This is a genomic window from Streptomonospora halophila, from assembly GCF_039542725.1.
GTDB classification, from domain to species: domain Bacteria; phylum Actinomycetota; class Actinomycetes; order Streptosporangiales; family Streptosporangiaceae; genus Streptomonospora; species Streptomonospora halophila.
Window position 1 is genome coordinate 98,366 of the sequence record NZ_BAABIK010000011.1, and the last position, 19,618, is coordinate 117,983.

The following is a 19,618-nucleotide window of genomic DNA, read 5'->3' on the forward strand; positions in this document are numbered from 1 at the left end:
GCGGCGCCGACCCGTCGGCGGCGGTCTCAGGGGCCCGGTACGGCGCGGTCGAGCTTCTGGCTGATGACCTGGGAGATCCCGTCGTTCTGCATGGTCACGCCGTAGAGCGCGTCGGCGGCCTCCATGGTGCGCTTCTGGTGCGTGATGACGATGAGCTGGGACGACTCCCGCAGCTCATCGAAGATCACCAGTAGCCGCTGCAGGTTGGTGTCGTCCAGCGCCGCCTCGACCTCGTCCATGACGTAGAACGGCGACGGCCGGGCCTTGAAGATCGCGGCGAGGAACGCCACGGCCGTCAGGGACCGCTCGCCGCCGGAGAGCAGCGACAGCCGCTTGACCTTCTTTCCGGGCGGGCGGGCCTCGACCTCGATACCGGTGACGAGCATGTCGCCGGGCTCGCTGAGTACCAGGCGGCCCTCGCCGCCGGGGAACAGGCGGCCGAAGATCTGCGCGAACTCCCGCTCGACGTCGGCGAACGCGGCCGAGAACACCTCCTGCACGCGCGCGTCGACCTGTTCGACCACGTCGAGCAGGTCCCGCTTGGTCTTCTTCAGATCCTCCAGCTGGGCGCTGAGGAAGGCGTGGCGCTCCTCCAGCGCCGCGTACTCCTCCAGCGCCAGCGGGTTGATCTTGCCGAGCTGGTTGAGCTTGCGCTCGGCCGCGCGGGCGCGCTTCTCCTGGACCTCGCGCACATAGGGCACGGCGACCGCCTCGTCCTCCTGGGCGTCGGAGGGCGGCGGCACCGGCACCCGGGGACCGTACTCGGCGACGAGCACGGAGACCTCGACGCCCATCTCGTCGACGGCCTTGGTCTCCAGCTGCTCCAGGCGCATCTTGCGCTCGGCGCGCGCGACCTCGCTGCCGTGGACCACGTTGACCAGCTTCTCCAGCTCCACCGACAGCTCGCGCACCCGGGCGCGCACCGTCTTGAGCTCGGCGTCGCGGGCCGCGCGCTCCTCCTCGGCCCGGTTGCGCCGGGCGTCGGCGTCGGCCAGCGAGTGCTCGATGCGCTCCAGCGCCCGCGCCGCCGACTCGGCCACCGCCTCGGCGACGCGCGACTGGCTGCGCCGCCGGGCGCGCCGCTCGGCGGGCCGGCGGCGGGCCTCCCGCTCGGCCGCGGCCGACCGCACCAGCGCGTCGGCGCGCCCGGCGATCGAGCGCACCCGCTCCTCGGACGTGCGCACGGCCAGGCGGGACTCGGTCTCGGCCGCGCGCGCGGCGCGGGCCGCCTCGGACAGCTCGTCGCGGTGGCCGGTGTCGGGTTCGCCGTCGTCGACCGGCTCGGCTTCGGCCTCGCCCAGCCGGGCCTCCAGGGCCGCGAGGTCGTCGAGGTCGCTCTGCCGGCCGGCGGCGGCCTTGGCGGCGGCGGAGGTGTGCCGTTCGACCTCGGCGGCGGCCGCGCGGGCCTGTCCGCCGAGCCTGCCCAGTTGCTGGGCGACGTCGTTGCGCTGCTTGTCCGCGGCGCGGCGGCGCGCGGTGGCCTCCTCCAGGGCGGCGGCGAGCTCGGTGCGCTCGTCCTTGGCGGCGTCGAGGCGCTCGGCGGCCTCCTCGGCCGCGGCGGACGCGGCGTCGAGCCGCTCCGCGGCCTCGTCCACGGCCGCCTGCACTTCCAGCAGGCTGGGAGCGCTGGCCGAGCCGCCCTGCACCAGGCCGGCGCTGTAGAGGTCGCCTTCGGCGGTGACGGCGCGCAGCTCCGGCCGGGCGGACAGCAGCTCGCGCGCCTGGTCGGCGCCGGCGACCAGCACGACGCGGTCGAGCAGCGCGGTGACGGCGGGGCGCAGTGCCGCCGGCGGCGCCACCGCGTCGGCGGCGTAGCGCAGTCCGCCGGACAGCTCGGGCCAGTCCGCCCGCGGCGTGCCGCCGGGGCCGGCGGCCGCCACGACGACGCTCGCGCGTCCGGCGTCCTGCTCCTTCAGCAGCTCCACGGCCGCGCGGGCCGCGTCGGCGTCCTCGGCGGCGACGGCCTCCGACGCGGCGCCGAAGGCGGCCGCGACGGCGGTCTCGTGCCCCGCCTCGACCTCGACCAGCGCCGCCAGCGAGCCCATAAGGCCCGGCAGGCGCTCACGGGCCTCCAGCAGAGCGGCGGCACCGTCCTTGCGGCTCAGCCCTGTCTCCAAGGCCTCCTTGCGCGCGGCCAGGGCTGCGCGCTCGCGCTCGGCGGTGCGCTCGGCCTCGCGCAGCTCGTTGAGCCGGTCGTCCATCGCATCCAGGCGGCTCTTGGCCTCCTCCTGGGCGGTGTCGAGCTCGGCGTCGCCCTCGGCGAGACCGGCGGACTCCGCCTCGGCCGCCTCGTACTCCTCCTTGGCGGCCTCGGCGCGCTCACGGGCCTCGACGGCCGCGGCGTCAAGGCGCTCGACCTCGGCTTCGCTGGCAGCGAGCCTGCTGCGCAGCGCGTCGACGCGCCCGCGGAGCTTGGCCAGGCCCTCGCGGCGGTCGGCGGCGGCCCGGGCGGCGGCCGCGACGCGCTCCTCCTCGGCCTTGAGCGCCTCCTCCGCGGCGGTGCGCTCGGCGACGGCGCCCTCCAGGTTCTCCCGGGCGTCGTCGAGCCGGTACTGCAGCTCCTCCTCCTGGGCGCGGGCCTCCTCGGCCTCGCGCTCCAGTTCGGCGGGGTCGCGCCCGGAGCCCGCCTCCTCGGGCTCGGCGGCGAGGTTGCGGTGGCGCTCGGCCGCCAGCGAGGCGACGGCGTTGAGGCGCTCCTTGAGCCGGGACAACCCGTGGTAGGTGTCCTGGTGGCGGGCCAGCACCGGCGCGGCCTCGCCGGCCGCGGCGTCCAGCGTGGTCTCGCGCGCCTGGGCGTCGGCCAGCGCCTTCTCGGCGGCCTCGCGCCGGCTCCGCACGGCGGCCTCGTCGGCCTCCTCCTTCTCCAGGGCCTCGCGCAGGGTGACGATGTCGTCGGCGAGCAGCCGCAGCCGGGCGTCGCGCAGGTCGGCCTGGATGACGGCGGCCTTGCGCGCCAGCTCGGCCTGGCGGCCCAGGGGCTTGAGCTGGCGGCGCAGCTCGGAGGTGAGGTCGGTGACGCGGTCGAGGTTGCCCTGCATCGCGTCGAGCTTGCGCAGCGCCTTCTCCTTGCGCTTGCGGTGCTTGAGGATGCCCGCGGCCTCCTCGATGAGGGCGCGGCGCTCCTCGGGGCCGGCGTGCAGGACGGTGTCGAGCTGGCCCTGGCCGACGATGACGTGCATCTCGCGGCCGATGCCGGAGTCGCTGAGCAGATCCTGGATGTCGAGCAGGCGGCAGGTGTCGCCGTTGATGGCGTACTCCGAGCCGCCGTTGCGGAACATGGTCCGCTTGATGGTGACCTCGGAGTAGTCGATGGGCAGTGCGCCGTCGCTGTTGTCGATGGTGAGGCTGACCTCGGCGCGGCCCAGTGCGGCCCGGGAGGAGGTCCCGGCGAAGATGACGTCCTCCATCTTGCCGCCGCGCAGCGACTTGGCGCCCTGCTCGCCCATGACCCAGGCCAGCGCGTCGACCACGTTGGACTTGCCGGAGCCGTTGGGGCCCACGACGGTGGTGATACCGGGCTCGAAGCGCAGGGTGGTCGCCGAGGCGAAGGACTTGAAACCGCGCAGCGTGAGGCTCTTCAGGTACACGCCACCGGCCCCCTTACCTGTACGTTCGCCCGCCGCGCTCGCGCGACTCAGTGACCAAGGGTGCCATGAACCGGTGCGCCGCGTCCGCGCAACCGCCCCATGTCGGAGCGGGGCCGCACAGACGCGGAGGGGGATCCGGTGCGGGGTGGGCGTCGCCGCCCCCCAAAGGCGCGCCCCGTGCCGCCTGGGGCGGCTGGGACGCGCGGGTGGGATCGGCGGGGGCTCCGCTACACACGGTGCGGAGCGGCCGAGCGGCGTTGCCGCCGGGGGTTGCGCGATCAGGTTCCCGGGTAGACCGGGTCCAGGATCGCCGTCTGTCACTAGTTCGGGCCGGGGACGCTCGCCGCCCCTATGACACGCTAAGGGACGCCGGTCGAAGGGCGTCCCTGTTGTCGCGTCGCGTGTTCTCGCGGGGCTTCAGGCGAGCGCGGGCTCGCGATCGGTCGCCGGCACAGCGACATCGGTCACAGCCGCGGAGAGCTGGTCGTTTCGCGCCTGAAGCCGACTGATCTCGTCTTCGAGGTCACGTACTCGTTTCTGCAGCCGCCGCATCTCCTGAACCATCTGAGGGTCAGGACCTCCGACGTGGCCAAACAGAGCCTTCGCCATGATGTGGGTCCTCCACACTGAGTGACCAGATTCGATTCACGCCCATATGAGCTTCGGGAGCGCCAGAACTGCTCGGCTGCCCCCGGTTAAGGAAAGGCGCGCGGTCTGCTTTCCAGAGTCTCACCATGGGCGTTGCTGGTCAAGGTTGAACGAAACAGTTGGTTACGCACCGTAATCGGGCATATCACACCGCACGATCCGGCCAGGAACACCCCCGTGCGCGCATCCGATCGCCGATAACGGCGCCGGGACGGGTGCCCGCGAATCGCGTCGCGCCTCCAAGGATACTCATCGCTCGATGAATCCGGAGAAGGCGCCCCGTGGATTCTCCCATCTATCGACAACCCCCGCCACCTCTCCCGGCGTGTCGCCGCCGCGCAGCAGGGTGAGAAGCTCCTCACAGTGCTTGCGGGGCCCCTCGGCCACCACCTCGACCCTGCCGTCGTCCAGGTTGGTCGCCGCGCCGGTCAGCCCCAGCTCCAGGGCGCGCGCACGCACCCACCAGCGGAATCCGACGCCCTGCACACGGCCGCGCACCCATGCCGTCAGACGTGCCGCGGAGTCCTGTTCGGCGTCCACGCAACCTCCCTCGTCTTCCTCGCCGGACACCCGCCGCCCGCGGCCCGGACGCGGCGCCGGGGCCGCGTCCGCCGTACCGCGCTTCAGCCCCGCGGAGCGCGCTGGCACCCCGGGCAGCTGTAGGACGAGCGGTTCATGAACGCCTCGCGCCGGATCGCGGCGCCGCAGCGCCCGCACGGCTGACCAGCACGGCCGTAGGCCTTGAGTCCGCGCTCGAAGTACCCGCTCTCGCCGTTGACGTTCACGTACAGGCTGTCGCACGAGGTGCCGCCCGCGGCGAGCGCCTCGCGCAACACGTCGCGCAGGTGCTCCAGCAGGCCGCTCACCTGCGGGCGGCGCAGGTGTGCCGTGGGGCGTGCCCAGTGCAGCCGCGCGCGCCACAGCGCCTCGTCCGCGTAGATGTTGCCTACCCCGCTGATGAGGGACTGATCCAGCAGCGCGCGCTTGATCTCGGTGCGCTTTCGCCGCAGCGTGGCGGAGAACACGTCGTCGTCGAACGCCGGGTCCAAGGGGTCCAGCGCGATGTGGCCGATCACCGCGGGCACCCCGGCCGAGCCTCCGCGCGTGTCGTCGACCAGGGGGTCGATCATCAGGTGGCCGAACGTCCGCTGGTCGACGAAGCGCAGCTCGCGCTCGGCCGGCCCCAGCCCGATGCGCACCCGCTGGTGGCGCTCGGCGGCGTGTTCGCGCGGCTGGACCAGCAGCTGGCCGCTCATGCCCAGGTGGGCCAGCATCGCATCGCCGGAGTCGAGCTCCAGCCACAGGTACTTGCCGCGGCGCCGGACGGCGGTGAAGGAGCGCTCCTTGAGCCTCAGGGAGAAGTCCTCGGCGCCCGCTGAGTGACGGCGGACCGAGCGGGGATGCAGGACGGCGACGTCGTCGACGGTGCGGCCGGCCACCCAATGCTCGACCCCGGCGCGGACGACCTCGACCTCGGGAAGCTCGGGCACGGCGGTCTCAGCTCTCGTCGGCCGTGTCGGCGGCTTCGGCGTCGAGCGCCTCGGCCTTCTCGGCGCGCGCAGCGGAGGCGGCGCGGATGGCCTTCCAGGCCGACTCCGCCGCCTGCTGCTCGGCCTCCTTCTTGCTGCGCCCCTCGCCCATGCCGTAGTCGTCTCCGGCGACCCGCACGGTGGCACGGAAGGTCTTCTGGTGGTCGGGGCCGCTCTCGTCGACGTGGTACTCGGGCACTCCGAGCAGCTCGGCGGCGGTGAGCTCCTGCAGGGAGGTCTTCCAGTCGAGCCCGGCGCCCAGCCCGGAGGCGGTGGCGATGAGCGGGTCGAACAGCCGGTGCACGAAGTCGGAGGCGACGTCCAGGCCGCGGTCCAGGTAGACCGCGCCGATGATGGCCTCCAGGGTGTCGGCGAGGATGGAGGACTTGTCGCGGCCCCCGGTGCCCTCCTCGCCGCGGCCCAGCCGGATGTACTCGCCGATGCCCAGCCCGCGGGCGACGTCGGCCAGCGCGCGCATGTTCACCACGGCCGCACGCAGCTTGGCCAGCTGGCCCTCGGGCAGGTCGGGGTGCTCGCGGAAGAGGGTGTCGGTCACGATCAGGCCGAGCACGGAGTCGCCGAGGAACTCCAGGCGCTCGTTCGTGGGCAGACCGCCCTTCTCGTAGGCGTAGGAGCGGTGCGTCAGCGCCCGCGCCAGCACCTTGGCGTCGATCTCGACGCCGATCGCCTGGTAGAACTCGCGGGCCTCGGCCGCGTTGAGTTGTGTGGCCACTCGACGTTCACACTCCTGATCGGGGCTCCCGGTGGCGCGGATCGCGGCCTGGGCCGTGAGTTCAGCCACTCTGATCGAACGTGTGCGCTGGGTTCAAGATGTCGCGGCGGCCGAGCGGGGCACGGCAGGGACCGCCGTGCCGGCCGGAGGAGACTCGGGACCTCCCGGTCCGCGGGGCGGGAACCGGTGGAACCCGCGCGGCGGCGATCCGGCCGACGCGCGGCGCCGGTCCGGATATCCCAGCCGCCTGGGCTGCGGGAGGAGGCCAACTTCAGCTCCGCTAGCTCTGCGCTCGACTGAGCCGATCAGGGACGCTCGAGGGCGAGGTGAGCGTCGAGGAGGGGCGCTGCCCCTGCCCGGCGGCCACCACGGCCTCGGGATATGCCCGAACCGGCGCTTTCGGCTCCGATTTTCGCAGACCGGCGAGCCGAGACGACCGGACGGGGGTAGGGCGGCGCCGCTCCCCCGTCCGGTCGTCATCGCCCGGAGTCCTCAGACGTCGAGGACCTGGCGGTTGTTGTAGGTGCCGCACGTCGGGCAGGCCGTGTGCGGGAGCTTGGGGTCGCGGCAGCGCGGGCAGGTGACCAGCGTCGGGCGCGAGGCCTTCCACTGGGAACGGCGCTTGCGGGTGTTGCTCCGCGACATCTTCCGCTTCGGGACAGCCACGTCAATCCTCCTGGGTCATCCCGCGCGGTCGCGGGAGCGTTACTGGCAGGGCGCCCCCGCTTGCCCGGGGAGCGCCACGGTGCTCCGGCGGCCCTCCTCCGCCCGGAGGCGAAGTGGTGGGGCTACCGCGGAGCGGGGCTCGTCATCGGTCGCCGAACTCCTCGCCGATGTCGCGCAGCGCCTCCCAGCGGGGGTCGATGCGCTCGCCGTGGCCGTGCTCGGGCCCGGCCTCGGCGAGTTTCACCCCGCACTCGGCGCACAGCCCGGGACAGTCCTCCCGGCACAGCGGCGACAGCGGCAGCGAGAGCACGACGGCGTCGCGCACCACTTGGTCGAGGTCGAGGAGTTCGCCCTCTAGATAGTAATCCTCTTCCTCGTCCTCGGTGTCCGAGTCCTGCGGTCCGAGGCCGTCCTCGCCGGGATAGCGGAACAGCTCCTGGAACGGGGCCTCGACGGTGTCGCCCACCGGGTCCAGGCACCGGGCGCACTCGGCCTCGTAGGCGACGCGGGCCTTCCCGGTGACGAGGACCCCCTCCATCACGGCCTCCAGCCGCAACTGGAGCTCGATCGGCGCCCCCTCGGGCACGCGCGCCATCCCCGTAGCGAGGTGCGCGGGTGCGGGCGCGGAGCGCTCGACGGTCCGCATGGAGCCGGGTTGGCGCCCCAGCGGCCGGGTGTCGACCACCAGAGGGGCCCGGGCGTCTAGACGTGACAGAGTGATCGCGCTTTCGGCAGTGCCGCCCCCGCGCGGCGGGTGCGGCGGTCGGTGGTCGTCGGGACGACCTCTCGGACAGAACGGACCACCTCGGTAGAGGCGGAGCGGCCGCGCCCGAGATGAGGGCGCAGCCGATCAGCAAGTATAGCTACGGCCGCAGACCCGGCCCAAATCCGGCGGAAGGCCCGCCGCGCGGCCGCTGCCGCGCCGGTGGGCAGACCGGGAGGCGGCCGCCGGTGCGGCCGATCCCGTGGGCCCGGCGATCCCGGGGCCCGCCCCGCCCGCTGACCGGCCGGCGGCGGGTGGGGCCTCAGGAGGACTCGCGGTCCTTGTACTTGTCGCGCAGCCGCTGATCGACGTTGGGCGTGACCAGGCTGCTGACGTCGCCGCCGTACTGCGCGATCTCGCGCACGAGGCTGGAGCTGAGGAACGAGTACTGCGGGTTGGCCGTCATGAACAGCGTCTCCACCCCGGCCAGGCGGTAGTTCATCTGGGCGATCTGCAGCTCGTAGTCGAAGTCGCTGACCGAGCGCAGGCTGCGGATGATCGCGCCGATCCCGTTGTCGCGGCAGAAATCCACCAGCAGCCCGTTGAACTGCGAGATCCGCACGTTTTCCAGGTCCGCGGTGCACTCGCGGAGCATGGCGACCTTCTCCTCGACGCTGAACAGGCCGCGCTTGTTGACGTTCGTCAGCACGGCCGCCACCACCTCGTCGTACTGCCGCGCGGCGCGCCCGATGATGTCGATGTGTCCGTTGGTTACCGGGTCGAAGGACCCGGGGCAGACGACGCGACGCACTGGCTCGTTCCTCTCGACGGACGATCCCTGTGGGCCCGCGGGCCCTACCGGGGCGAGCGGTCTTCGCGGGGCGCGGGCCGCGGCGCTCAGCGCGGACCGGAATGGCTCGCTGCGCGACCGTACCAAAGCGCCGCCTCGCCGTACCGGCGGACCCGGTCCGGGGTGTACCCCTCGGGCCAGGCCAGGTCGCCGCTCCGGCTGGCGCGCTCGACCACCACCAGCGCGCCGGGGTGCAGCCAGGCGTGGTCGCGCAGCCCTTCCAGCACGGCCGCGACCTCGGCGTCGCCGGAAGCGTAGGGCGGATCGGCCACGGCGAGGTCGTAGGCGCCGTCGCGCGGCCCCTCCTCCAGCACCCGGCGCACGCGACCGGCGGCCACGCGGGCGCCCTCCAGCCCCAGTGACGCGATGTTGGCGCGCAGCGTGGACACCGCCCTGCGGTCGGACTCCACCAGCAGGGCGTGCTCGGCGCCGCGGGAGAGCGCCTCCAGGCCGATCGCGCCCGAGCCCGCGTAGAGGTCGAGCACCCTCAGCCCGTCGAAACCACCCAAATCCGACAGCGCCGAGGCGAACAGCGCCTCGCGCGCCCGGTCGCTGGTGGGCCGGGTGCCGTGTCCGCCGGGGACGGCGATCCGCCGCCCGCGGGCGGCGCCGGCGATGATGCGGGTCATGGGGGTCACGGTAGCGCGCGGAGTGCGGGCGCCACACGCGGCCGGGGCCGGCGGGGGCTCAGGTCTTCTCCAGGTACTCCGCGCGCTCCTCGGTGAGCAGCGCGTCGAGGGCCTCGGCCAGCGGCCGGTGCCCTTCGAGCTTGGGGTCCTCGTCGACGTAGCGGGCGGCCTCCTCGCGGGCCCGGCCGATCAGCTCCTCGTCACGCAGCAGGGTGAGCATGCGCAGCGACGAGCGCCGCCCGGACTGGGCGCCGCCGAGCACGTCGCCCTCGCGGCGCTGCTCCAGGTCGGCCCGGGAGAGCGCGAAGCCGTCGGTGGTGGCGGCGACGGCGTCCAGCCGCTCGCGTGCGGGCGAGCCCTCCTCGGCCTCGGTGACCAGCAGGCACAGGCCGGGCAGCCCGCCGCGGCCCACGCGGCCGCGCAGCTGGTGCAGCTGCGAGACGCCGAAGCGGTCGGCGTCGGTGATCACCATGACCGTGGCGTTGGGGACGTCCACGCCGACCTCGATCACCGTGGTGGCCACGAGCACGTCGGTGCGCCCCTCGGCGAAGCGGCGCATGGCGGCGTCCTTGTCCTCGGGCGAGAGGCGGCCGTGCAGCGGTTCGACGCGCAGCCCGGCGAGCGGGCCGGCGGCGAGCTCGCTCGCGACCTCGGTCACGGCCAGCGGCGGGCGGCGCGCCTCGCCGTCGCCCGGCGCCTCGGCGCCGTCGGCCGGGGACGGGTCCTCGGCCCCGGCCTGGTCGCCGTCGCCGATGCGCGGGCAGACGACGTAGGTCTGGCGCTGCTCGGCGGCCTCCTCGCGGACGCGCCGCCAGGCCCGCTCCAGGAAGTGGGGCTTCTCCAGCGCCGGCACGACGTGGGTGGACACCGGCGCGCGACCGGCGGGCACCTGATTCAGCGCCACCGTGTCGAGGTCGCCGTAGACGGTCATGGCCACGGTGCGGGGAATGGGTGTGGCGGTCATCACGAGCACGTGCGGACGCCCCTCGGCGGACTTCTCACGCAGGGCGTCGCGCTGCTCGACGCCGAAGCGGTGCTGCTCGTCGACGACGATGAACCCGAGGTCGGCGAAGGAGACGTGCTCCTGCAGCAGCGCGTGGGTGCCCACGACGATCCCCGCCGCTCCCGACGCCGCGTCGAGCAGGCTCTCGCGGCGGGCTGCGGCGCCCTGGGAGCCGGTGAGCAGGGCGACCCGGGTGGCGTTCTCGGCGCCGTCGAGCATGCCGGCCTGGGCGAGCGGGCCGAGCATCGCGGTGATGGAGCGGTGGTGCTGCTGGGCCAGGACCTCGGTGGGAGCGAGCAGGGCGGCCTGGCCGCCGGAGTCGACGACCTGGAGCATGGCCCGCAGTGCGACGAGCGTCTTGCCCGCGCCGACGTCGCCCTGCAGCAGCCGGTGCATGGGATGGGTGGACGACAGCCCTTCGGCGACGGCGGCGCCGACCTCGCGCTGCCCCTCGGTGAGGTCGAACGGCAGCGCGGCGTCGAACGCGTCGAGCAGGCCGCCGGAGCGGCCCGGCCGGGGCCGGGCGGCGACCTCGGCCGCCTCGCGGCGGCGCCGGGCCAGGGCGACCTGGAGCACGAAGGCCTCGTCCCACTTCAGGCGGATGCGGGCACGGGGGATGTCGTCGGAGTCGGCGGGGCGGTGGATGCGCTCCAGCGCCTCGCGCAGGTCGAGCAGGCGGTGCCGGGAACGCAGGTCCGACGGCAGCGGGTCGGCGGGGCCGGAGTCGCCGATCTGGTCGAGCACCAGGCTTACGCACCGGGCGATGGTCATCGACGGCAGGTCCTTGGTCGCCGGGTAGACGGGGATGGGGCGTTCGGCGAACTCGCGGGCGCGCCCGTCGTCGGCGGAGTCCTCGGGCAGCATCTCGTAGACGGGGTGGGCGAGCTGCTTCTTGCCGCGGTAGGTCGAGACGCGGCCGGCGAACATGCCCCGCCGCCCGGTGACGAGCTCGCGCTGGTGGTAGCCGACCTTGGCGAAGAAGGCCAGGGTGAGCCGCCCGGTGCCGTCGGTGATGACCGCCTCCAGCAGGCTGCGGGGCTTGCCCCCGGGACCGCGGCGCAGGTCGCGCTTGTGCACGGAGTGGACCTCGGCGACGACCGTGACCTGCTCCCCCTCGGCCAGCGAGGAGAGGTCGGTCAGCTCGCCGCGCGTGGCGTAGCGGCGGGGGTAGTAGCGCAGCAGGTCGCCCACGGTGTGCAGGCCGAGCTCGCCGGCGAGCTTCTTCGCGGCGGTGGCGCCCAAGGGTGTGCGCAGCGGTTCGTCCCAGCTGGTCACTCCGGTCTCCCCCTCTCGCCGGCGGCGGACGGTTCGCAGACCGCCTCACGGTGCACGCTAGTGCGTTTCTACACCCCGGTGCCGACGTCCGCGGGCGTCCGCGCGCGAGGGTGCGGTCCCCGGGGCCGGGGCGAGCCGGTATAGTGGTGGGCGGACGTGCGGCGTCCGCGCCGGATCCTCGGCCGTGCCGCCCGCATCCGGGTCCGGGGCACGCTCTCCGGCGACCCCGCTCCCGCGTGCGCGGTAAGCGTTCTGCGTTCCTTCCCGATTGGAAGTCGGCGCAGGTCGTCGTGTACGCTCCGACGGTTGGCGCGCCGCGCCAACCTGCTCATCAGACCTCTCTCGGGTTGTCCGCACCGTATCGGCGCGCGTGCGGATCCGAGCGCTTGAATGGAGTTACCGTGGCTTCCGTCTGCGACGTCTGCGGCAAGGGACCAGGGTTCGGTAACAGTGTTTCCCACTCGCACCGCCGCACCCGCCGCCGCTGGAACCCCAACATCCAGACCGTGCGCACGCGCGTGGGCGGTACGCCCAAGCGCATGCAGGTGTGCACCTCCTGCATCAAGGCCGGCAAGGTCGATCGCTGACCGCGGACCCGCTCCGCGCTCCACGGCGTCCATGAGCGCCACGGCATCGCGCCGTGGCGCTTTTCGGCGTGCGCTGCGGCGGTCGGACGGCCCGATCCGCCGCGAGCGCGGACCCGCCGCGTAGACGCGCGGCCGTTCGGCCTCCGCTCAGTTCTGCGCCGAGTCGGCGCCGGCCCAGTCGCAGGGGCTGGCGTTGATCGAGCAGGAGACCGGGTTCTGCGCCCGCCCCTCGGCGGTGAAGCTGACGGTCACCGACTCCCCCGGCCGCAGCCCGGCGGCGTCCGCGGGCTCGCTTGCGACGATGCCGTTCTCGGTGGACCGCCACTCCGCGTCCGATACCGAGGTGACCTCGGCGTCGGCGAACTCCAGGGCGAGCTCCCAGTCGTCGAGGACGGCGGAGCCGGTGTTGGTGACAGTGACCTCGCCGGTGAACCCGGTGGCCGAGGACTCGACGGCCTCGTAGGAGACGACGCTGACCATCTCCGCTCGGGAGCCGGTACCGGCGGTGGCCTCGGGGCCGGGGGCGGCGGTGGCGCCGCCGGGGGCCAGCGGCTCGCTCGTCCCGGGGGCCGAAGGGTTGCTCTCCTGCGCCGTGGGGGGTTCGCTGAAGCGCAGGTAGATCTGGGTCGTGCTGTAGCCGAAGAGGGTGAGCGCGAGCGTGACGCCGGAGATCAGCAGCACGTTGAGCAGGCGCGGCGGCTGCACCCGCCGGGGCACGGTGCTGCCGAGGAAGTAGCCGACGGCGGCCACCCTGCCCTTCTCCGCGGGCTCGGAGCGGTGGGCGCCTCTCTGGGGCCGTTCGGCGAGCGGATCGCGGCGGTCGGCTCGCATGCGCTCGGAAATGTCCGGCCGCGGCTTCGGCGAATCCGCCCGGGACCGGTCGTCCCTTCCACGTGGCCGCACGGTGACCCCGTTCCGGTGCAGACTGAAGAAACAGGCAGAGCTTAGCGTGAGTTGGCCTTCAAAACCGACATCTTAACCCGGCGTCCGCGCCGGATGACATAACGTTCGCCGGATCTGCCCCATTCGTTATCTCAAGAGATGCATGTCGGCGAATGGCCGATTCGAGCCCCGCTGAACGACGGTCCGGGCGCGTGTCAGCGGAAATGCTCCCAGCCCTGCGGCTCGGCGGCGGCGCCGTCGACGGTGACACCCGGCCCGCCGGCACCGGGCGCGGTCACGGCCGCGACGGGGCGCCACTGCGGCGGCAGATCGGTCTCGGGCGGGAACGCGGCGGCCAGGGCGTGGTCCTCGCCGCCGAAGAGCATGCGCTGCAGCGCCGTGCGCCCGGGGCGGCCCAGCTCCTCCAGCAGGGCAACGGCCTCGCACAGCGCGGGCTCGGGCACGAGCGCGGCGGAGTCGACGTCCACGCCCACACCGCTGGCACGCGCGATGTGTCCGAGGTCCTGCACCAGCCCGTCGCTGACGTCGAGCATCGCCCGCGCGCCCAGGTGCGCGGCCTCGGGGCCGCGCGCGTAGGGCGGGCGCGGCCTGCGGTGCTCGCGCAGGCAGGCGAGCCATCCGGGACCGCCCGCAGGCGCCCGCAGGCCCAGCACCCGCGCCGCGTCCTCGGCTCCGCCGATCCCGCCCTCCAGGAGCGAGAAGCCGGCGGAGGACAACCCGAGGCACCCGGTGACGGCGACGACGTCGCCCGGCAGCGCGCCGTCGCGGCGCACCGCCGGCAGACCCTGCAGGTCGCCCAGCGCGGTGACGGCGACGGTGATCTCGCCCGCGGAGACGGTGTCGCCGCCGACCACGGCGGCCCCCGCGAAGGCGCATTCGGCGCGCAGGCCTTCAGCGAGGCCGTCGGCCCAGTCGACGGGCAGATCGGGCGGTGCGGCGAGGCCGACCAGCAGCGCCGTCGGGCGGGCGCCCATCGCGGCGATGTCGGCGAGGTTCTGCGCGGCGGCCTTGCGCCCCACATCCTCGGCCGACGACCACTCGCGGCGGAAGTGCCTGGTCTCGACCAGCAGGTCGGTCGTGGCCACAACGCGCCGATCCGGGGCGGTCACGATTGCGGCGTCATCGCCGGGACCGAGGATTACGTCGCCTGTTCGCGGGAATCTGGCCGTCACGCGCTCGATCAGGCCGAATTCGCCCAGTTCCCCAATGGTGCTCCACACAGCTATCAGGGTACGGTGACGCCTCGGCACCAGTGGTCTAGACCCTGCTGGGCAGGCAAGCGCGGCCGCCGGTCGGCGCGTTCCCGGCGGGGCGCGGCCGGCGGTCCGGCGCACGAGCGGGACAGGACGGCGGACCGGGACGGACCGGCGGGATTGGCACGGCCGGGCGAGGACGAGCAATGGAGGGTTCCATGGTGCAGGCGTACGTGTTGGTCCAGACCGAGGCGGGCCGGGCGGCCGATGTCGCGCGCGACATCGCCGCCATCGACGGGGTCACCCAGGCCGAGGACGTGACCGGCCCCTACGATGTGATCGTGCGGGCCGAGGCCGGCGACATCGACGCGCTCGGCCGCCTCGTCGTCGCGCGGATCCAGCGCCTCGACGGCATCGCCCGCACCCTGACCTGCCCGATCGTCAACATCTGACGCGGCGGCCGGGCACGGGTCGGCAGGCAGGGATCGTCCAGCACACGACGGGGACCGGTGGCGAGGACATGCGACGTGCCGCGACGGGGATCGCCGCGCTCTGCGCAGCGGGCGTGCTCGCGAGCTGCTCGGCCGGCGCGGTGGAGATGCCCGCGCCCACTCCCGAGCCGGCCGCGGCGGAGATGTGCCGCGCGCTCGTGAACCGCCTGCCCCAGACCCTCTTCGACCAGGAGCGGGTCGAGGTCCGGCCCGAGACCCCCTACTCGGCGGCGTGGGGCGACCCGCCGATCGCGCTGCGCTGCGGTGTGGGGAGCCCGGCCAACCTGCGGCGCGACTCCCGGCTCACGGTGGTCAACGAGATCGCCTGGCTGCCCGGCTCGCAGGACCGCCCCGAGCTGTTCACCGCGGTGGGGCGCGAGGCCTACGTCGAGATGACGGTTCCGGCCTCCTACGGCGCGCCCGCCGAGGGCCTGGTGGAGGTGAGCAACCTGATCAAGCAGGAGATACCGGCGCTTCCTCCCGGCGAGCTCTGAGGCCGAGGCGGAGCGACGGCGGCGGCGCCCCCGAACCGTCGTCCGCGAGCGCCGCCGGTCGGAGGGCGTCCCCTCAGCGCTGCATCCCCCCGGTCAGCGCGTCGAGGCCGCCGGCCTCCTCCAGCTCCTGCGCAGTGAGGTCGAGCCCGCCGGTGCAGGCCGCGCCCGGCTCGGGCACGTTCGGACTGCGCTCGAAGGCCCGCAGGAACTGGGTGATCCGCTCGTCGTCGGGCGACGTGGCCTCGATCCGGTTGCCCCAGGCGGTGGCCACGATCGGGGCCGGCATCTCCTTCTCGTCGTAGGGGCTGACGAGGACGTAGCTGCCCTGGCTGTAGAGGGACTCCAGCTTCTCGACCTTCTTCCCGGCCAAGTCGGGGGAGTAGGTGATCCAGACCGCCCCGTGCTCCAGGGAGTGCACCGCGTTCATGGAGGACAGGGGCGCGTCGTAGACCCCGCAGTTCTGCCAGACGGCGTGGTGGTCGCCGCCGGCGGGCGGGGTCTGCTTGTAGTCGACGGGTTCGGTGACGTGCTGGTTGGTCAGCCCCTCGAAGGTCTGCAGTTTCGCGATGTCGGACGCCTGGGCGGCGCCGCCTCCGCCCGCTCCGCGGTCGTAGGCGACCCAGATCCCGAAACCGACGAGTCCGGCGAAGAGCACTCCGGCCCCCGTGAAGGCGGTGACGCGCACGATGCGCGACCGCCTCTCCGCGCGCTCGCGCTGTCGGCGCCGCTCCTCGGCCTTCCGGCGGCGTTCGGCTGCGTTCTTGGCCACTGTGCTTCTCCCGGGTGGGTGGTCACGCGTTATACACCGTTACGCTCAATGCACGGTGCGCCATTTGCGAACGCGCGTATCGCCGGAAAGGTTCCCATAGGTGGCGAAGAGCATATGACAGAGACCGTGGACGAAGACACCTCGCAGGACGGCGACGAAGCCGCCCCCGCCCGGCGTCGGCGCACGGTGCCGCTGCTGATCGCCGTCCCCCTGGTCGTCGTGGCACTGGTCGGCGGCTACCTGCTCGGACGGCCCGCGTACCCGGTCGACGGATCCGCCGACGCGGGATTCCTGCGTGACATGAGCGTGCACCATTCGCAGGCCGTGGACATGTCGCTGATCGTGCTGGAGGAGGCCGACGACCGCGTGCTGCGGACCCTGGCCACCGACATCCTCCGCACACAGCAGGAGCAGATCGGCCGAATGCAGGGCTGGCTGGTCGAGTGGGGCCTGCCCGCACGCGGTGCGCAGCCGTCCATGGCCTGGATGGAGGGCCACGGCAGCCACAGCGGGCACGGCGGCAGCGGGGGCGGTGACGGCGGCGAGGGCTCGGCGCGGATGGCAGGCATGGCCACGGAGGCGGAGATGGACGAGCTCCGCGCGGCGGAGGGCGAGGAGGCCGAGGTCCTCTTCCTGCAGCTGATGATCGACCACCACGAGGGCGGCGTCGACATGGCCCAGGCGGAGGCCGACCTGGGCGGCGAGCAGATGGTCGTGGACTTCGCCCAGGGCATGGTCGAGGCGCAGAACAGCGAGATCGAGCTGATGGAGCGCATGCTGCGCGACCGCGGCGTCGATCCCGAGTAACAGCGGGAGCGGCCCCGCTCCGTATCCGGATCCCCGGATCCGACCGCGTTGCGGCGGGTCCGGGTGATGTGTCCCTCTCCGAACCCGGTCGACTTACGACGCTCTGTAGAACTACAGTTTGTAGTACTACGGGCCGTCTACATAAGGACCCTTGGAGAGGCGGGCATGGACGCTCTGGATCTCGCACGGTGGCAGTTCGGCATCACGACCGTCTACCACTTCCTGTTCGTGCCGCTGACGATCGGGCTGTCGGTGATCGTCGCCTCGCTGCAGACCGCCTGGCACCGCACCGGCAGGTACCGGTACCTGCGGGCCACGAAGTTCTTCGGCAAGCTGTTCCTGATCAACTTCGCCATGGGCGTGGTCACCGGCATCGTGCAGGAGTTCCAGTTCGGGATGAACTGGAGCGAGTACTCCCGCTTCGTCGGCGACGTCTTCGGCGCCCCACTGGCGATGGAGGCGCTGCTGGCGTTCTTCCTGGAGTCCACGTTCATCGGCCTGTGGATCTTCGGCTGGGACCGGCTGCCGCGCCGGGTCCACCTGGCCTGCATCTGGGCCGCGGCCGTCGGAACCAACATGTCGGCCTACTTCATCCTCGCGGCCAACGCCTGGATGCGGCACCCGGTCGGCTTCACCCGCGACGAGGAGACCGGCCGCGCCCAGCTCACCGACATCTGGGCGGTACTGGGCAACACCCAGGCGTGGTCCACCTACCTGCACGTGGTCTCCGCCGCGTTCATCACCGCGGGGATGTTCGTCGCCGCGGTCAGCGCCTACAAGCTCTGGACCTCACGGCCGAGCGGGCCGGGCGGGGGCACCGACGGCGAGGCCCCGGCCCCCGGGGCGAACACCCCCGCCGGCCGCGAGCGGGAGCTGTTCCGGACCACGCTGCGGGCCGGCATGGTCGTCACCCTGATCGCGGGCGTGCTGGCGGTCTACTCCGGCGACCACCAGGCCAAGCTCGCAGCCGCCTACGAGCCGATGAAGCTGGCCGCGGCCGAGGCGCACTGGGAGACCGAGGAGGGCGCCCCCTTCTCGACCTTCGCCGTCGGCGACACCGACGAGCGGCTCAACGTCGTCGACGTCAACGTGCCGCACGTGCTGAGCTTCCTGGCCACCGGAAAGATCGACGGCACCGTCGAGGGCATGAACGACCTGCAGGAGCGGTACGAGCAGACCTACGGAGAGGGGAACTACATCCCCAACGTCTTCGTCCTGTACTGGTCCTTCCGGCTGATGATCGGCCTCGGGCTGTTCGGTGTCGGCGTCTCCGCGCTGGGCCTGTGGCTGACCCGGCGCCGCCGCCTGCCCCGGACCCGCTGGTTCTACTACGCGGCGGTCCTCGCGCTGCCCGCCGCCCTGGCCGCCAACATCCTGGGCTGGGTCCTCACCGAGATGGGCCGCCAGCCCTGGACCGTGCACGGCGAACTGCTCACCGCCGCCAGCGTCTCCCCCGGCGTCAGCCTGGGCACCGTCGCGTTCTCGCTCGCCGCCTTCACCGGGATCTACGCCGTGCTCGCGGTGGTCGAGGCCGGGCTGCTGTGGCGCTACGTCAAGGCCGGCCCGTCCCACGTCATCCCCGACCGCGACGACGAGGACGAGCAGACCGCCGACTCCCCCGTGCCGGCCTTCGTCTACTAGGAGCCGACGACCATGGAACTGCCCGACATCTGGTTCATCGCCATCGCGGTCCTGTGGACCGGCTACTTCGTCCTCGAAGGCTTCGACTTCGGCGTGGGCGTCCTGCTGCCCCTCATCGGCCGGGATGACACCGACCGGCGGGTGATGATCAACGCGATCGGCCCCGTGTGGGACGGCAACGAGGTGTGGCTGATCACGGCCGCCGGCGCGATGTTCGCCGCGTTCCCCGCCTGGTACGCCTCGGCGTTCAGCGGCTTCTACCTGCCGCTGCTGATCGTGCTGCTGGCGCTGATCGCGCGCGGCGTCGCCTTCGAGTACCGGGGCAAGGGCGACACCGACCGCTGGCGCGCCTGGTGGGACCGCGCGATCGTCTTCGGCAGCACGGCGCCGGCGGTGCTGTGGGGGGTGTTCTTCGCCAACCTCGTGCGCGGTGTGCCGATGGACGCCGACGGCATCGTGACCGCGGGGATCACCGACCTGCTCAACCCCTACGCACTGTTGGGCGGGCTGACGACGCTGGCGGTGTTCACCCTGCACGGCGCGGTGTTCCTGACTCTCAAGACCTCCGGGCCGGTGCGGGCCCGCGCCCGCGCGGCCGCACTGCGCGCGGCGGCCGTCGCGGTGCCCGCGGGCGCGGGGTTCCTGGCGTGGACGCAGTACGCCTACGGCGCCGCCTGGACGCTGCCGGTCGCCGCCGCGGCCGCGGCGGCGCTGGTGGCCGGCGCGTTCCTGGCCGCCGCGGGGCGCGAGGGCTGGTCGTTCACGGCGACCGCCGTCGCGATCGGCGCGGCGACGGTCACGCTGTTCGGGTCGCTCTACCCGGCGGTGCTGCCCTCGACCACCGACGCGGCCTACGACCTGACGGTGGCCAACGCCTCCTCGGCCCCCTACACGCTCACCGTCCTCTCGTGGGTGGCGGTGGTCTTCCTGCCGCTCGTCCTGGCCTACCAGGCGTGGAGCTACTGGGTCTTCCGCAAGCGGGTGAGCCGGGAGCAGATCGACCCCGCCCCCGCCTATGGTGGCCGTGAGCCGGCACGCGCGGGCGGCGGGGAACGCCCGGACGCCGGGACGCCGTCCGCCCCGGCGCCGAGCCCGTCCGGCGACTGACGA

General features: G+C 73.3%; 19 protein-coding genes. 6 read left to right on the plus strand and 13 right to left on the minus strand.

All coding sequences use genetic code 11. From position 1 onward, the window contains the following. Nucleotides 1-26: 26 nt before the first annotated feature. The 10 genes from smc to recG all read right to left on the minus strand — a co-directional run bounded on the left by smc (nucleotide 27) and on the right by recG (nucleotide 11,623). A complete protein-coding gene (gene smc, locus ABEA15_RS11475) occupies nucleotides 27-3,587 on the minus strand; it encodes a chromosome segregation protein SMC (RefSeq protein ID WP_345556621.1) in 3,561 nt (1,186 codons plus the stop codon). Nucleotides 3,588-4,004: 417 nt separating this feature from the next. After that, nucleotides 4,005-4,196: a hypothetical protein gene (locus ABEA15_RS11480; RefSeq protein ID WP_344142256.1), complete on the minus strand. Its 192-nt coding sequence runs from the start codon at nucleotides 4,194-4,196 to the stop codon at nucleotides 4,005-4,007. A gap of 288 nt (nucleotides 4,197-4,484) precedes the next feature. Next, complete coding sequence (locus ABEA15_RS11485) at nucleotides 4,485-4,775, minus strand: acylphosphatase (RefSeq protein ID WP_344142257.1); 291 nt, start codon at nucleotides 4,773-4,775, stop codon at nucleotides 4,485-4,487. 83 nt (nucleotides 4,776-4,858) lie between these two features. Further along, nucleotides 4,859-5,725 carry a bifunctional DNA-formamidopyrimidine glycosylase/DNA-(apurinic or apyrimidinic site) lyase gene (mutM, locus tag ABEA15_RS11490; protein ID WP_345556622.1) on the minus strand — a complete coding sequence of 289 codons (867 nt, stop codon included), beginning with the start codon at nucleotides 5,723-5,725 and terminating at the stop codon, nucleotides 4,859-4,861. A 7-nt stretch (nucleotides 5,726-5,732) separates the two neighbouring features. After that, nucleotides 5,733-6,497: a ribonuclease III gene (rnc, locus tag ABEA15_RS11495; protein ID WP_344142259.1), complete on the minus strand. Its 765-nt coding sequence runs from the start codon at nucleotides 6,495-6,497 to the stop codon at nucleotides 5,733-5,735. 492 nt (nucleotides 6,498-6,989) lie between these two features. Further along, nucleotides 6,990-7,163 (minus strand): 50S ribosomal protein L32, encoded by a 174-nt coding sequence (gene rpmF / locus ABEA15_RS11500; RefSeq protein ID WP_344142261.1) that lies wholly within the window; start codon nucleotides 7,161-7,163, stop codon nucleotides 6,990-6,992. 142 nt (nucleotides 7,164-7,305) lie between these two features. Beyond that, nucleotides 7,306-7,848: a YceD family protein gene (locus ABEA15_RS11505; RefSeq protein ID WP_344142262.1), complete on the minus strand. Its 543-nt coding sequence runs from the start codon at nucleotides 7,846-7,848 to the stop codon at nucleotides 7,306-7,308. Between the two features lie 340 nt (nucleotides 7,849-8,188). Further along, the gene (gene coaD, locus ABEA15_RS11510) at nucleotides 8,189-8,677 is read right to left on the minus strand and encodes a pantetheine-phosphate adenylyltransferase (RefSeq protein ID WP_344142263.1); all 489 of its coding nucleotides are present in this window, start codon (nucleotides 8,675-8,677) and stop codon (nucleotides 8,189-8,191) included. Nucleotides 8,678-8,763: 86 nt separating this feature from the next. Beyond that, nucleotides 8,764-9,345, minus strand: a complete 582-nt coding sequence (rsmD, locus tag ABEA15_RS11515) for a 16S rRNA (guanine(966)-N(2))-methyltransferase RsmD (RefSeq protein ID WP_345556623.1) — start codon at nucleotides 9,343-9,345, stop codon at nucleotides 8,764-8,766. Between the two features lie 58 nt (nucleotides 9,346-9,403). Beyond that, nucleotides 9,404-11,623: an ATP-dependent DNA helicase RecG gene (gene recG / locus ABEA15_RS11520; protein ID WP_345556624.1), complete on the minus strand. Its 2,220-nt coding sequence runs from the start codon at nucleotides 11,621-11,623 to the stop codon at nucleotides 9,404-9,406. A gap of 401 nt (nucleotides 11,624-12,024) precedes the next feature. Here recG and rpmB point away from each other — a divergent pair, with 401 nt between their 5' ends. Continuing rightward, nucleotides 12,025-12,210: a 50S ribosomal protein L28 gene (gene rpmB, locus ABEA15_RS11525; RefSeq protein WP_184636557.1), complete on the plus strand. Its 186-nt coding sequence runs from the start codon at nucleotides 12,025-12,027 to the stop codon at nucleotides 12,208-12,210. Nucleotides 12,211-12,357: 147 nt separating this feature from the next. Here rpmB and ABEA15_RS11530 read toward each other — a convergent pair whose 3' ends face one another. Both ABEA15_RS11530 and ABEA15_RS11535 read right to left on the minus strand, forming a co-directional pair. Then, the gene (locus ABEA15_RS11530) at nucleotides 12,358-13,041 is read right to left on the minus strand and encodes a cellulose binding domain-containing protein (RefSeq protein ID WP_344142268.1); all 684 of its coding nucleotides are present in this window, start codon (nucleotides 13,039-13,041) and stop codon (nucleotides 12,358-12,360) included. Nucleotides 13,042-13,307: 266 nt separating this feature from the next. Next, on the minus strand, nucleotides 13,308-14,333 hold the full coding sequence (locus tag ABEA15_RS11535; protein ID WP_345556625.1) for a thiamine-phosphate kinase: 1,026 nt from the start codon (nucleotides 14,331-14,333) through the stop codon (nucleotides 13,308-13,310). 191 nt (nucleotides 14,334-14,524) lie between these two features. Between ABEA15_RS11535 and ABEA15_RS11540 the strand changes: the two genes are divergently transcribed. Together ABEA15_RS11540 and ABEA15_RS11545 are read left to right on the plus strand one after the other, a co-directional pair. Next, complete coding sequence (locus ABEA15_RS11540; RefSeq protein ID WP_344142270.1) at nucleotides 14,525-14,758, plus strand: Lrp/AsnC family transcriptional regulator; 234 nt, start codon at nucleotides 14,525-14,527, stop codon at nucleotides 14,756-14,758. Nucleotides 14,759-14,826: 68 nt separating this feature from the next. Then, entirely contained in the window at nucleotides 14,827-15,291 is a 465-nt protein-coding gene (locus ABEA15_RS11545; protein ID WP_345556626.1) for a DUF3515 domain-containing protein, read from the plus strand. Between the two features lie 73 nt (nucleotides 15,292-15,364). On the opposite strand, the gene ABEA15_RS11550 is transcribed toward ABEA15_RS11545, so the two are convergent. Next, complete coding sequence (locus ABEA15_RS11550) at nucleotides 15,365-16,060, minus strand: thioredoxin-like domain-containing protein (RefSeq protein ID WP_345556627.1); 696 nt, start codon at nucleotides 16,058-16,060, stop codon at nucleotides 15,365-15,367. A 114-nt stretch (nucleotides 16,061-16,174) separates the two neighbouring features. Here ABEA15_RS11550 and ABEA15_RS11555 point away from each other — a divergent pair, with 114 nt between their 5' ends. The 3 genes from ABEA15_RS11555 (at nucleotide 16,175) to cydB (ending at nucleotide 19,615) form a co-directional block, all read left to right on the plus strand. Next, nucleotides 16,175-16,867 carry a DUF305 domain-containing protein gene (locus ABEA15_RS11555; protein WP_345556628.1) on the plus strand — a complete coding sequence of 231 codons (693 nt, stop codon included), beginning with the start codon at nucleotides 16,175-16,177 and terminating at the stop codon, nucleotides 16,865-16,867. 165 nt (nucleotides 16,868-17,032) lie between these two features. Beyond that, nucleotides 17,033-18,508 (plus strand): cytochrome ubiquinol oxidase subunit I, encoded by a 1,476-nt coding sequence (locus ABEA15_RS11560; RefSeq protein ID WP_345556629.1) that lies wholly within the window; start codon nucleotides 17,033-17,035, stop codon nucleotides 18,506-18,508. Nucleotides 18,509-18,520: 12 nt separating this feature from the next. Further along, entirely contained in the window at nucleotides 18,521-19,615 is a 1,095-nt protein-coding gene (gene cydB, locus ABEA15_RS11565) for a cytochrome d ubiquinol oxidase subunit II (RefSeq protein WP_345556630.1), read from the plus strand. Nucleotides 19,616-19,618: the final 3 nt, after the last annotated feature.